This window comes from Bacillus sp. B19-2, from assembly GCF_022832475.1.
In the GTDB taxonomy this organism is placed as follows: domain Bacteria; phylum Bacillota; class Bacilli; order Bacillales; family Bacillaceae; genus Bacillus; species Bacillus paralicheniformis.
The window spans coordinates 131,425-144,881 of sequence record NZ_JALHKQ010000003.1 but is presented as its reverse complement, the minus strand read 5'-3'; the positions used below and the strand labels follow the sequence as shown (position 1 = coordinate 144,881).

General features: G+C 47.2%; 11 protein-coding genes. 2 read left to right on the top strand and 9 right to left on the bottom strand.

What is annotated here, in order from left to right; all coding sequences use genetic code 11:
- Positions 1-617: 617 nt before the first annotated feature.
- Entirely contained in the window at positions 618-1,421 is an 804-nt protein-coding gene (locus MST20_RS13070; protein ID WP_243942745.1) for a hypothetical protein, read from the top strand.
- A 60-nt stretch (positions 1,422-1,481) separates the two neighbouring features.
- Here the strand turns inward: MST20_RS13070 and pheT are convergent, their stop codons facing one another.
- From pheT to MST20_RS13055, 3 genes are all read right to left on the bottom strand, one after another.
- Positions 1,482-3,896: a phenylalanine--tRNA ligase subunit beta gene (gene pheT, locus MST20_RS13065; RefSeq protein WP_243942743.1), complete on the bottom strand. Its 2,415-nt coding sequence runs from the start codon at positions 3,894-3,896 to the stop codon at positions 1,482-1,484.
- Between the two features lie 15 nt (positions 3,897-3,911).
- Positions 3,912-4,946 (bottom strand): phenylalanine--tRNA ligase subunit alpha, encoded by a 1,035-nt coding sequence (pheS, locus tag MST20_RS13060; RefSeq protein ID WP_243942741.1) that lies wholly within the window; start codon positions 4,944-4,946, stop codon positions 3,912-3,914.
- A gap of 364 nt (positions 4,947-5,310) precedes the next feature.
- The gene (locus MST20_RS13055) at positions 5,311-6,057 is read right to left on the bottom strand and encodes a TrmH family RNA methyltransferase (RefSeq protein ID WP_243942739.1); all 747 of its coding nucleotides are present in this window, start codon (positions 6,055-6,057) and stop codon (positions 5,311-5,313) included.
- A gap of 116 nt (positions 6,058-6,173) precedes the next feature.
- Between MST20_RS13055 and sspI the strand changes: the two genes are divergently transcribed.
- Positions 6,174-6,386 (top strand): small acid-soluble spore protein SspI, encoded by a 213-nt coding sequence (sspI, locus tag MST20_RS13050; RefSeq protein ID WP_243942737.1) that lies wholly within the window; start codon positions 6,174-6,176, stop codon positions 6,384-6,386.
- A gap of 34 nt (positions 6,387-6,420) precedes the next feature.
- On the opposite strand, the gene cstA is transcribed toward sspI, so the two are convergent.
- The 6 genes from cstA to araN form a co-directional block, all read right to left on the bottom strand.
- On the bottom strand, positions 6,421-8,217 hold the full coding sequence (gene cstA, locus MST20_RS13045) for a carbon starvation CstA family protein (protein ID WP_243942736.1): 1,797 nt from the start codon (positions 8,215-8,217) through the stop codon (positions 6,421-6,423).
- A 214-nt stretch (positions 8,218-8,431) separates the two neighbouring features.
- A complete protein-coding gene (locus MST20_RS13040; RefSeq protein ID WP_243942734.1) occupies positions 8,432-8,710 on the bottom strand; it encodes a hypothetical protein in 279 nt (92 codons plus the stop codon).
- Between the two features lie 93 nt (positions 8,711-8,803).
- Positions 8,804-10,312: an arabinosylfuranosidase ArfA gene (gene arfA / locus MST20_RS13035; protein WP_075751986.1), complete on the bottom strand. Its 1,509-nt coding sequence runs from the start codon at positions 10,310-10,312 to the stop codon at positions 8,804-8,806.
- A gap of 35 nt (positions 10,313-10,347) precedes the next feature.
- Entirely contained in the window at positions 10,348-11,190 is an 843-nt protein-coding gene (locus MST20_RS13030) for a carbohydrate ABC transporter permease (protein ID WP_243942732.1), read from the bottom strand.
- Positions 11,190-12,134 (bottom strand): arabinooligosaccharides ABC transporter permease AraP, encoded by a 945-nt coding sequence (gene araP / locus MST20_RS13025; RefSeq protein WP_011198183.1) that lies wholly within the window; start codon positions 12,132-12,134, stop codon positions 11,190-11,192. Before araP ends, MST20_RS13030 begins: the two co-directional genes overlap by 1 nt.
- Positions 12,135-12,164: 30 nt before the next feature.
- Positions 12,165-13,442: an arabinooligosaccharides ABC transporter substrate-binding protein AraN gene (gene araN, locus MST20_RS13020; RefSeq protein ID WP_243943414.1), complete on the bottom strand. Its 1,278-nt coding sequence runs from the start codon at positions 13,440-13,442 to the stop codon at positions 12,165-12,167.
- Between the last annotated feature and the right edge of the window lie 15 nt (positions 13,443-13,457).

Below are 13,457 nucleotides of genomic sequence, written 5' to 3'. Positions count from 1 at the left end.
TTAACAATAAATGAAAAATAAGGATTGAAAATTCAAATTAACCGCAGTATATTTAATAAACTTAGAATTAAAGCCCCTTTTTCAGGGGCTTTACCAACAGAGGCAAAGCATTTCAAGCGCTAAGCTGAATTGCTTCATTTCATGTGTTTTCATATGACTCATTTACAATTATCATAATTTTCAGCCTTCCGTACATTAGATGGCTTTTGATACTTGTACGATATAAGGTGGGATTAGGATGAAGAAATCAGGTTTATTTGGCACTCTTTTAATTTTTTCTAATTTTTTCGACTTTCATAATATCAATGTATTTTATGATAAACACAAAGGCATTGATACCTTCAGGCTATGACTTAGCCATTCATGGAATTGTGATTTCAAGAACTTTAATGATAGTTTTCACACCTTGTACTTACTTTCTAAAAGGATATTTTCTTCTAAATAAAAAAGATTAGCTAAATTGAACTAATCCTTCTAATATTCAATACCACTTTTTTTAAGTGAATTTAAACTTCTCGGCTATTCATAACAAAACCCATTGACCTCTATGGACGACTATCGCGAATATCTCCGCATTTCTTCTCAATACAAACAGACAGACTCAGAAAGGAGTCACCATGTCAAAAATAAAATGGATCATCACGCTCTCCATATGCGCAGCTCTGGCATTTTCTCTCTTTATTTTCTTCAACAAGGCGAATTTTACAGAGGCCAGCGAAAATAAAAAAAACGGGCTTTTCTTTGCTCAAAACTATATCAGCTATGTGATGGAAGACGAGACGATGTCGTTTAACATTTTCGGCCTGCAAAAAGCAAACGCCGGCATTTCGATAAGCGGTGATACGGTTACGTCGCTCGCTTTTGATAACGATCATATACAAATCAGCGATTACAAGGTTGAAACAGGGATTCGCCATAAAGGCTATACGCTCGTCAACATCATCGTTGACGTCCGAATCTCAAGCGATAAACCGGAAAAAGCGGATCAGCTGCTGATATCTTTTAACGGGCGTGATGCAGAAGCATTTCAAATCGGAAAGATCACCCTTCAAAACGATCATAATGTTCAAAGCGGCGATCTGTCGCCTGCCGGCCAGTATACTGCAGGATATCCAAAACCGTCCTTGGACGTACGGCTGAAAAACAACCTTGCAAAAGATATCTCCCTTGAAAAGATCACCGATCTAAACGGCGTCATGACGTATTCATTTGACAAGAGGACCGCCATCCAAGCTAAACAAAGCAAACACATCGTCGTCCCGTCTTTTGATTTGACAGGGGAATATGATTTTTATACAGTCACCCCTGTTTTACGTTACACTGCAGCAGGGAAGCCTCATCAATACAGCTTGCCCGGTGTACTGTACGGAGCTTTAGACTCCGATGTAGAGAAAATCGAACGGATGCTGAAGCATCAATAGCTTTTGATTATGTTGAAGACAAAAAAGCCGGTTCCCGAATGATCGGGGACCGGCTTTTCTTTATCCTCTCAATACTGCCTGATACGCATCCTCCAGTGCCTTCAGCACTTGGTCGTGGACTTTTGTCACTTCTTCTTCAGTCAATGTTTGTTCAGGATTCAAATATTGCAGGCTGAAGGCGACGGATTTCTTGCCTTCTTCCATGTGCTCGCCTTCGTAGACGTCAAAGACTTGGACTTCTTTGAGCCATTTGCCGCCTGCTGTTTTGATGACGTCCTCAAGCTGGCCGGCCGCTGTTTCTTTGTCTACAACAAGCGCGATATCCCGGGTAACAGAAGGATACTTCGGAATTGGTGTATACGTGATCTCCGGTACATCCAAGCGAAGGAGCTCGTGCAGGTCCAGCTCAAACACATACGTGTCGCTCAGATCCAGTTCTTTTTCAACTGACGGATGCAGCTGGCCGATGAAGCCGACTAATGAGCCGTTATGCAAAATATTGGCCGTCCGCCCAGGATGAAGCTCTTTTCTTTCAGATTGAGCGAATTCGATGCCTTTGGTGATACCGAGCTTTTCCAACAGACCTTCGACGATGCCTTTGACGACGAAGAAATCAACCGGCTTTTTCTCGCCCTGCCAGAGGTTTTTGTGCCACAGGCCTGTCACGGCTCCGGCGACGTGTTCTTTTTCGACCGGTTTCGTATGTTCTTCGGCTTTTAAGAAAACTGAACCGACCTCATAAAATGCCGCAGAATCAGACTGCCGGGCCAGGTTATATGCGACCGAATCAAGCAGATTAGGAAGCAGACTGTGCCTCAGCACGCTTCTTTCCTCACTCATCGGCAGCGAAAGGATTGTTTTAAACGATTTTTCCAATGCGTAAGCCGTTGCTTTTTTATCGTTTGTTAATGAGTATGTGATCGCCTGGGAAAGCCCTGCTCCTTCCAGGAAGCGTCTTACTTTTCTGCGCTTGTCCTGATAAGGCGTCAGTCCGCCCGCAAAGCCTGTTACTTCCGGCAGTGTCGACGGAATGTTGTCATATCCGTACAGTCTTGCGACCTCTTCGATCAAATCTTCTTCAATCGCAATATCGCCTCTTCTTGATGGAACCGTCACGACCAGTTCACGTTCAGCGTCTTCAACTACAAAGCCGAGCCTTTCAAAAATGTTGACCATTTCTTCTTTGCTGATGGACATGCCGAGAACCTTCGTCACTTTATCAACGGAAAGGCGGATGACATTCTCTTTGATGTCAAGATGGTTTTCTTCAACCGTACCTTCCAAGACGGTTCCTCCGGCGTACCGGCTGATCAAATCTGCCGCGCGTTCTGCAGCGAGGCGCACCCGTGCAGGATCGATGCCTTTTTCAAAGCGGACGCTTGATTCGCTGCGAAGACCGAGATCCTTTGATGCTTTGCGAACGGTCTGGCCGTTAAAATACGCGGCCTCAAGCAGCACTGTCGCCGTATCTTCACGGACTTCGGAGTCCGCTCCGCCCATTACGCCTGCGACTGCCTGCGGAAGAGAACCGTTTGTGATGACAAGATGCTCAAGCGTCAATATTCTTTCTTGTTCGTCAAGCGTCGTTATCGTTTCATTTTCGTACGCTTTGCGGATGACGACCTCTTTTGAGCCGAAACGGTCATAGTCAAACGCGTGGAGCGGCTGGCCGTATTCAAGCAGCACAAAGTTCGTAATGTCGACGACATTGTTGTGCGGTCTGATGCCGGCGTTGATCAGCTTCGTCTGCATCCAAAGCGGCGACGGGCCGATTTTGACGTCTTTAATGATTTTCGCCGCATACAAAGGATTGGCTTCTGGATCTTCAATTTTGACGGAAATATAGTCCGCCGCTTTTTCGGCGCCTGCCTGATAAGCCGTCTCAGGAAGTTTGACTTCGCGGCCGAGAATCGCAGCCACTTCATAGGCAACGCCGAGCATGTTCATGGCGTCGGCGCGGTTTGGCGTCAGTCCCAGTTCGAGAACCGCATCGTCGAGCGCCAGGCTTTGAAGGGCGTCCGCCCCGGTTTCAGCATCGCCCGGGAAAACGAAGATGCCTTCTGCATATTCTTTCGGCACAAGCTTGCCTTGAATGCCAAGCTCCTGCAAAGAGCAGATCATGCCGTTAGACGCTTCCCCGCGGAGCTTCGCCTTTTTGATTTTAAAATTGCCGGGCAATACCGCGCCAACCGTGGCGACGGCTACTTTTTGCCCTTTGTCCACATTCGGAGCCCCGCAGATGATCTGGACAGGCTCTTCTTCCCCGATATCGACGAGGCATTTGTTTAATTTGTCGGCGTTCGGATGCTGTTCGCGCTCCAGCACATGTCCAATGACAACACCTTTAATTCCTTCTCCCTTATATTCGATGCCTTCCACTTCAATTCCGCTTCTTGTAATCTTTTCAGCGAGAATCTCGGGAGTCATCCCGTCTAAATTCACGTATTCCTGCAGCCATTTATATGAAACAAACATCACGCGTCCTCCTCTTTAAGCCTGTTTAAATTGAGATAAAAATCTGACATCGTTTGTATAGAAATGACGAATGTCGTCAATGCCGTATTTCAGCATCGCGATCCGTTCAACACCCATTCCAAATGCAAATCCCTGATATTGTTTGGAATCGAATCCGGCCATTTCGAGCACGTTCGGGTGTACCATTCCGGCGCCGAGAATTTCGATCCAGCCCGTTTGTTTGCAAACGGAGCAGCCTTTGCCTCCGCATTTAAAGCAGGAAACATCGACTTCGACAGACGGCTCTGTAAACGGGAAGAAGCTTGGACGCAGTCTGATTTCGCGCTCTTCGCCGAACATCTTTTTCGCGACCGTTTCAAGCGTTCCTTTTAAGTCGCTCATACTGATATTGCGGTCAACGCAGAGCCCTTCAATCTGCATAAACTGATGGGAATGTGTCGCATCATCGTTGTCGCGGCGGTACACTTTGCCGGGGCAGATGATTTTGACTGGGCCTTTGCCTTCATGCTTTTCCATCGTGCGCGTCTGAACGGGAGATGTCTGTGTTCTCATCAGCGTATCTTCCGTAATATAAAAGCTGTCTTGCATATCCCGGGCCGGGTGCTCTTTCGGAAGGTTGAGCGCTTCGAAGTTATAATAGTCGGTTTCCACTTCAGGACCTTCTTCCACCGAATATCCCATGCTGATAAACAAGTCTTCGATTTCTTCAACAACGATCGTCAGCGGATGCCGCGCTCCTGTTTTTACAGGGCTTCCCGGAAGCGTCACGTCAATCGTCTGTTCTTTCAGCTTCCTTTTCACCTCTTCTTCCTCAAGGCGGGCATTTTTTTCGGCGATCGCCGCGGCGATTTTTTCTCTTACTTCGTTCGCCAAAGCGCCCATTTTCGGCCTTTCTTCAGCGGACAGCTTTCCCATTCCCCGAAGCACTTCCGTGATCGGTCCCTTTTTTCCCAGGTACGCAACGCGGACATCGTTGACTTCTTTTAATGAACCAGCGGCTTCCACTTTTCCAACCGCTTCTTTCTCAAGCCGTTTCAGCTCTTCCTGCATCTTAAAAACTCCTCCTTTTATGTAGCAACCTGTTATTTTAGGCAATAAAAAAAGCCCCTTTCATAATGAAAGGGACGAATCGTGGCCGTGGTACCACCCTTTTTTAAAACAAAGCAAAAAAAAGCTTTGCTGCTTACTTCATTGGCATAACGGAATGAATCCGGTTCACCTTTACACATCCCTCGAGAGACGCGGTCCCGGTGACAACTCAAGAGGTGAAGCGTTTTTCCGGCCTGCCATAAAAATGCTTGCAGTCTAAGGCATTTTCTCCCTAAATGGCGGCATGTGAAAAAACGGAGCCTCTATCACTGTTTTTAAACATATTACATTCATTATAGTGAATTACATGGTCCTGTGCAACCGGTTATCCGCGGAGATGATAAAGAAGGACTGCGGCTGCGGCCGCTACATTCAGCGACTCCGCTTTTCCGTAGATCGGAACGTACAGATTTTGGTCAGTCTGTGCGAGGAGGGCCGGATCGACCCCCGATCCTTCGTTTCCGATCAAAAGCGCAAATGACTGCGACGACTCCGCTTCCCTAAATGGCACGGCATTTTGCAGCGCTGTGCCGTAAACCGGGACGCTTTTTCCCTTTAGCTCTTCAATCAGCTCCGGCAGGTCGCGTTTTAAAATCGGAATGTGAAAATGCGAGCCTTGAGCCGATCTGAGCGTTTTGGCATTGTAAGGGTCGACAGTGCCTTGTCCGATAACAACGGCATCGATCCCCGCCGCGTCTGCCGTCCGGATGATCGTCCCTAAATTGCCCGGATCTTGCACAGCATCCGCAAGCAGCAGCTTTTCGTATTGAAAAGGTCCGCTTTCAGGCATTCGGCATACAGCGGCGACAGCCTGGGGTGTCTCTGTTTCGGCAATCGCCGAGAAAGCATCGGCGCTCAAAATATAGCGGGCAACAGACTCATCAAGCGCGGCCGGGAAATCCGCTTCGTCTGCAACCATGATTTCTTTCACAACACCCGGTGTCTTCAGCGCTTCCTCAACGAGATGCTCGCCTTCTATTAAGAAAGTATTGGTTTTTGTCCGCTCTTTTTTCGTATGAAGTTTTTTCCAATCCTTCACTTTTTGATTTTTGGCTGATTCAATTCGTTTCAAATCGTTTTGACTCCTTTGTCTCGCAATAGTCACATTATATCTCATCAATGATACATAATAAACCCGAAAGCGAGGCAGAATATAGAAAATCAGATGATGAAATGGAGTGAAAAAAGATGGATTTGAATTTGCGCCATGCCGTTATTGCCAATGTATCAGGAAACTCGCAAGAAGAGCTTGAACACACGATCGTCGATGCGATCCAAAGCGGTGAAGAAAAAATGCTTCCGGGATTGGGTGTGTTGTTCGAGGTCATCTGGCAACATGCAAATGAATCGGACAAAACCGAAATGCTCGAGACATTGGAACAAGGATTAAAAACGAAATAAACCGGCGGCCTGCAACGGCCCCGGTTTTAATTTATCATCCTGGAATAGAAGGCTCCATCCGCAATGCCGGATCGCGCCAAATCTCCATCCATTTTTTAATGGCAGCCGCCATGATCACCAGCCCGAGCAGCAGCATAATAATCGATAAAATGCCGTTTAAAACGTTGAAACCGGCAGCTTCCGCATTAAAATAAACGTTTTTGATCATCCAGTATCCCGCATAGTTGACCGTCACATACAAATAAGCAAGCGGAATGAGACATGTCAGCATATAACGCCGTTTGTCCGCAATTTTTAAAATGACCGTCGCTCCGATAATTAAACCGACGGATGCCATCAGCTGGTTGGATACGCCAAACAGCGCCCAAATCGAGCTGATGTCGCCTGAATACAGCAAATACCCCCACATGAAACAGGCAAGGGCGCTCGCTGCGACCGAACCCGGAAGCCAGTCCGTTTTTTTCAGCGGTTTGTACACTTCCCCGAAAAAGTCTTGAATCAAATAACGCGCCACCCTTGTTCCGGCATCAATCGCCGTTAAAATAAAGACGGCTTCAAACATGATGACAAATTGAAAAAAGTAAGAGGCCAAATGGCTGAAAAACGGAATATCCGTAAAAATATAAGCCATGCCGACGGCAAGGGTAACAGCTCCGCCTGTTCTTCCTTCAAGATCGAGACCGATTTCGCGGCTGAGTTCAGGCAGGTGGACGACATTCATGCCAAGCGTCCGAAAGACTTCAGGTGAACTGTTGATGGCAAAATAATCGCCCGGCTGCAATGCCGTTGCCGCGATCAGCGCCATGATGCCGACAAGACACTCAACGAGCATCGCCCCGAAGCCGACGAATTTCATGTCGCTCCACTTATCAAGCATCTTCGGCGTCGTGCCTGAACCGACAAACGCATGGAAACCGGAAATCGCACCGCAAGCGATCGTAATTGAAATAAACGGCCAGACCGGACCAGGCGATACAGGCCCCCCTCCGCCCGTGAACTCGGTAAACGCCGGAAACGGAATCGCCGGATTGACGACGAAAACCCCGGCAATCAAAGCGATAAACACCCCGATTTTCATAAAGCTGCTCAAATAATCGCGCGGCGCAAGCAGCAGCCATACAGGGAGCGCAGCTGCAAAAAATGCATAGACAGGAAGTGCGACAGCAAGCGTTTTCGTATCGAGCGTCAAGGCGTCTCCAAGCGGAGTCTCCGCGATGGACGGTCCGATAAAGACACCCGCCATCAACAAAATAAATCCGCCGGTTGACGCTAATTTTAAATTACCTGTCTTTTTATAAAATAAACCGACCCCCATCGCGATCGGAATTGTAATCGCAACGGCGAACGTCCCCCACGGATTGCGTTCAAGCGCATGAAGCACAACCATTGACAGCCCCGCCATCGTGATTGTAATAATAAACAGCATCGCAAGCCCCGTGCAAAATCCCGCAACAGGCCCGAGCTCTTCTTTTGCCACTTCTGAAAGCGACTTTCCCTTCCTCCGCATGGACGCAAATAAAACGACAATATCATGCACGGCTCCCCCGATCACCGCTCCGATCAAAAGCCACAACAGCCCCGGCAAATAGCCGAACTGCGCCGCCAAGATCGGCCCGACAAGCGGCCCAGCGGCTGCGATGGCGGCAAAGTGGTGGCCGAAAGACACCCATTTGTTCGTCGGCACATAATCTTTGCCGTCTTTCTCGAGATGGGCAGGAGTCGGCTTGTCATCATCAACCTTCAACACTTTCACCATCATAAATGTTCCGTACAAACGATAGGCGATCGCCAAAATACAGATGGAAGCGATCACAATTGTTATTGCATTCATCCAATTCCTCCCCCCTTTGTTTCTTTTTTAACATATCTCATCTTTTTTGTAAGCGTAATCATCTTATTATGAGAAATTTTCAATCAACTATTTCCCGGCAACTATAAACCCAGTTGACTAATAGGAATAATAAGAATAAAATAGACATAAGCTTCATCTGCTTCCTTTTTAAGGCACAATTGGCGGGTATCATCGGATATCCGCCTTTTTTCTGTCAGCATAATGGAACGATAAAAAAATGAACGGCCATGACTAGACAAAATGCGGCGATCCCCGCGATTCGATTGACATTTGTTTTGACAAGCGAAGCTGAGAAATGGTGAGACAGCGAAAAAAACAAAATGGTGCCGATCAAGATGACGCCCGCCTCTAAAAATGAGTGATTGAGCAACCGGGTCTGATCAAAGACTGCCGTGATAAACAGAAGCCAAAGGTATGCTAAAAATGCGTACATCAAAATGCAGTATGCAGCCGAAAAAAACGACTTCATCATATCCCTCCCTCCTGTTTTATAGTATTCTCCGGCATAAATGCGCACACCTTTTCCCCCCTAAAAAAAAACCGGCACAGCGGCCGGTTTTTTACATCATCGTTTTTTCAGTCTGATCACATTCCAGGAAAGCTTCGGAAGGTGAGCCGTCAGCCTGCCGTCACATACTTTGGCGTCTCCGCCGCTGTGCGGAACGACGTTGTTGCGGTCTTTTTCATTCGTCGCTTTATGATCCTCGTGTTCCAGAACGATGTGCTCAGAGACGCTGTACCCTTCAAAGCTTCTCATATCGGCTTCCATTTCAAGGCCGGCGTCTGTTGCGCGGTTGACGGCAAAAACGGTTAATTCCTCGGCTTCTTCATTGAAAACAGACACGGACTCCAAGTACGGCACATCCGTAAAGTCTTTCGCATCATACTTCGGAGACGATACCGCCGTCTGCAATACCGTTCCTCTGCCGTAGACGGAAGCGTGCATAAACGGATAGAAAATAGTCTGACGCCACGCTTCTCCCCCTTTGTCTGTCATAATCGGCGCGATGACATTGACAAGCTGAGCCAGACAGGCGATTTTCACGCGGTCGGCATGCTTGAGCATCGTAATCAGCATACAGCCGACGAGAAGTGCATCTTCAAAGTTGTAGATGTCTTCAAGAAGGTGCGGCGCTTTCGCCCAGCGTTCAGCTTCTTTGTCTTTTTCATTTGAGTGATACCAGACATTCCACTCATCATATGAAAGGTGAATCGTTTTCTTGCTTTTCTTTTTCGCTTTCATATAGTCGCAGACTGAGACGACCGTTTTGATAAAGTGATCCATGTCCAGCGATCTCGCCAAATAGTTTGGAAGATCATTGTCACGGTTGCCGTAATAGGAGTGAAGCGAGATGTACTCGACGTGTTCGTACGTATGGTCAAGCACAGTCGTTTCCCAGTCGATGAATGTCGGCATTCCGCTTCCAGAACTTCCGCAGGCGACGAGCTCGATCGACGGATCCGTCCATTTCATCACCTTCGCAGCTTCAGCGGCAAGTCTTCCGTACTCGGCTGCAGTTTTATGGCCGATTTGCCATGGACCGTCCATTTCATTGCCGAGGCACCATGTTTTAATTTTATGCGGTTCCTTATATCCGTGGGATTTTCTCAAGTCGCTGTAGTACGATCCTGACGGATGGTTGCAATATTCTACTAGGTTGCGTGCGGCATCAATTCCTCTCGTTCCGAGGTTGACGGCCATATTCACCTCTGCCCCGACAAGCTTTGCCCAATCCATAAATTCGTTCGTACCGATTAAGTTCGGCTCGGTTGTCGCCCACGCCAAATCAAGTCTTGTCGGCCGCTGTTCGACAGGACCGACCCCGTCCTCCCAGTTATAACCTGAGACAAAATTTCCGCCCGGATACCTGATAAACGGAACCTTCAGTTCACTGACCAATTTAATGACGTCTTTCCGAAAGCCCGATTCGTCAGCTTCAGGATGATCAGGCTCATAAATGCCTTCGTAAACGGCTCTGCCGAGATGCTCGATAAAGGAGCCGTAAATTCGCTTATCAACCTCTGCCACCTTATATTCTTTGTCAATCGTCATCTTCGCTTTGTGTGCAGTCATGTTAAACCATTCCTTTCAAGATGATATATAGTGGATCAGCCTTTAATTCCGCCCGCCGTCAAACCTGATATAAAGTACTTCTGGAAGAACAGGAAGATGAGAATCACCGGCAGAATCGCCAGCACAGAACCCGAAATCAACATGTCATAATTGTTCCCGTACGGACTGAGCAAAGCGGACAGTCCAATTGGGAGCGTAAACATTTCTTTCGATCGCAAAACGATCAGCGGCCATAAGAAGTTGTTCCAGCTGTTTAAGGATTGAAGAATGATCATCGCTCCAAATGCCGGCTTCATCAAGGGCGCCATGATCCTGAAGTAAATGCCGAACTCTGTGCAGCCGTCCATTCTCGCGGAATCAAGCAAATCTCTCGGCAGGCCAAGCGCATACTGTCTGAAGAAAAACACGGCGACAGGCGAAACGATAAACGGCAGGATCACACCGGCGTATGTGTCGACAATATGAAGAGAAACCGTCATTTTAAATAAAGGCAGCATGAGAATTTCGATCGGCACCATCATGATCAGAAGCACGGCTACAAACAAGAGATTTTTCCCTTTAAAGTCGTAGACGGCAAGTCCGTATCCGACCATTGAAGAAAACAAGAGCGTCAGCACGGTGGATATCACCACGAGAATCAAGCTGTTCGAAAACCATTGAAAATAAATGCTTCCGCCGTTAAACAAGTATGTGTAATTGTCAAGGCTCAGGATTTCAGGGTTCAGCTTTAAATTCAGGCCGAAGCGCAGCAATTCCGAAGATGGTTTGAGCGAGCCGAGCACAAGGCAGAAGAGCGGAAACACAAACAAAAAGCTTAATATCGCAAACAGCAGAAACAGAGCCACTTTCGCAATGTTGAGGCCTCCGGCAGGTCGCATTAATAGCCCTCCTTTTTAAATGATCCAGACAGCTTTAATGAAATGAGGCTGCAAATGAAAATGATGATCAAGAGCACGATACCGAGCGCCGACCCGTAGCCCATGTTGTTGTAGGCAAGCCCCTGCTGATAAATGTATCCGACCATCGTCAGGCCGATGTTGCCCGGAGAATTGTTCTGCCACAGCACATAGCTTTCTTCAAACATCCGGAAGCCGCCGATGATGCTGATCGTCAGCACGTAGACGCTGACGGGCTTTAAAAACGGCAGCGTAATATGGTAAAACTTCTTGAACGTGCCCGCCCCGTCGATTTCGGCAGCTTCGTACAATTCTTTCGGAACGTTCTGCAAGCCCGCCAAAAAGTACAGGACATTGATCCCCATCCATCTCCAGGATGCGAGCATCACCATTAAAAACATGCCGGTATGTTCGTTGTTCAGCCAGTTGTACGGCGAACCACCGAGCTTAGCCAATATCGAATTCGCCAGCGACGTATCCATTTCTCCAAAAATCAGCCTGAAAATAATCCCCGCCACAATGGTTGAAGTCAGAGCCGGGATGAATAAAGCCGATTTGAACACGTTTTTAAATTTGACGAGTTTAGAATCTAAAAAGACTGCCAGAATAAGAGGAACAGGTATTAAAATCAGCAATGTCCAAAAGGTGTATTTTACGGTGTTGAATAGTGCGGTATAAAATGTAGGATTGTTTAATGCTTTATAGTTCTCTGTCCCGATGAAGCGGACTTCCCCGGGGAGAATGCTTTGAAAGCTCATGATGACGACGCTGATAAGCGGATAAAGAAAAAATATGCAAAAGGAGAGTACAAAAGGTGCTGTAAAAATGTAGGGTGCGGCTTTTGCTGAATATAATAAACGTCTGATCTTTCTTTTTCTGCTCACCGGCGGAAACGAATGCACTGTATCTGTTTTAACAGTCTTCAAGTTATCGCCTCGCTTTACAGTAATGAAAGACTATTGCCCTTTCACTTCATCTGCTGCTTTGTCCAATGCTTCTTTCGGTGTTTTGCTCTTCGTTTTGAGCGCTTCGTACAGTACGTTTCTGTTGACGAGATCGGAAGTCTTCGCATAATCCTCAGTAAGGTAAAGCGGATTGATCTCATCCTTTATGTCAAGAAGCACGGAAAAGATGTGTTGTCCGTTTTGAAAGTATTCTGTATATTGATTTGGTTTTTTCAATTCGTCCGAATCCCACACATCCCATCTGAGCGGATCGAACCCGAGCACGGTCCACAGCTTGATGTTGCCTTCTTTTGACGCTTTGGCAAATTTCAAGAAATCCTTGGCCAGATCGACCTCTTTTGCCTGCTTTGGAATCACGGTGGCCGTTCCGCCCATTCCCGCTGAGCGGTCTCCCCCTTCTTCCCATGCCGGCAGCGGTCTAATCGCGATTTTCCCTTTCAAGTCAGGCATATAATCCAAAAAACGGCCCATATACCAGATCGGCATTAAGACAGACGCCGCGCCGCCTTGGTTCATAAATCCGTAGTATTCTTCACTGTGATGATTGCCTCCGGGCGTTGTGACGGCTATTTTGTCTTTCTCAATTAAAGTCTTTAAAAATTCGAGCGTTTTCACGTTTGTCTCATTGTTTAATGTCAAGCGCCCCTGTTCATCAAAGTAACCGGATCCCTGCTGGGAAACCAGCGGCAGAAATGAATTCGGGTCGGTCGTTTCAATCGTTGTCATCGGCTTTCCGAGAGCTTTGACGACCTTTTTTCCCGCTTCCCTGTAATCTTCCCACGTTTTGATGTCGTCCGGATCAACGCCCGCTTTATTCATCATTTCCATGTTGTAATACATCACGGTTGTTCCGACATGTGTGTCAAGTCCGTAAAGCTTGCCGTTCTTGCTGTAGAGCGTCAGCCTCGCTTCAACAAACTTGTCTCGTTCATCCTCCACAAGCGGCGTTAAATCTGTAAGAGGAATGTCAGAGCCCTTCAAAAAGTTCGAATAGCGCCCCAGCTCCACATCTGCAATATCTGGAACCCCTTTCCCGGCTAAAAGCGAGATTGATAAATTGTCATGCATCTGTCCATACGGATACACCACTGTATTTAATTTGATTTTTCGCTCGGGATACTTTTTGTTCCATTCTTTCACCATCTCAGCGTAAAACTGTTCATGAAGGCCGTTGAATGTCCAAAATATCAGTTCGGTGCTGTCCGTTTGATCGGAGGCAGGACTCGCCTTGCACCCCGATAAAAGCAGACATGCAGCGACCGTGACCATAAAGATAGATGAAAG

Bases quoted from the DNA above. Each gene is read 5' to 3' on its own strand.
- MST20_RS13070 (WP_243942745.1), top strand. From the start codon at position 618: ATGTCAAAAATAAAATGGATCATCACGCTCTCCATATGCGCAGCTCTG.
- pheT (WP_243942743.1), bottom strand. From the start codon at position 3,896: ATGTTTGTTTCATATAAATGGCTGCAGGAATACGTGAATTTAGACGGG.
- pheS (WP_243942741.1), bottom strand. From the start codon at position 4,946: ATGCAGGAAGAGCTGAAACGGCTTGAGAAAGAAGCGGTTGGAAAAGTG.
- sspI (WP_243942737.1), top strand. From the start codon at position 6,174: ATGGATTTGAATTTGCGCCATGCCGTTATTGCCAATGTATCAGGAAAC.
- cstA (WP_243942736.1), bottom strand. From the start codon at position 8,217: ATGAATGCAATAACAATTGTGATCGCTTCCATCTGTATTTTGGCGATC.
- MST20_RS13040 (WP_243942734.1), bottom strand. From the start codon at position 8,710: ATGATGAAGTCGTTTTTTTCGGCTGCATACTGCATTTTGATGTACGCA.
- arfA (WP_075751986.1), bottom strand. From the start codon at position 10,312: ATGACTGCACACAAAGCGAAGATGACGATTGACAAAGAATATAAGGTG.
- MST20_RS13030 (WP_243942732.1), bottom strand. From the start codon at position 11,190: ATGCGACCTGCCGGAGGCCTCAACATTGCGAAAGTGGCTCTGTTTCTG.
- araN (WP_243943414.1), bottom strand. From the start codon at position 13,442: ATGGTCACGGTCGCTGCATGTCTGCTTTTATCGGGGTGCAAGGCGAGT.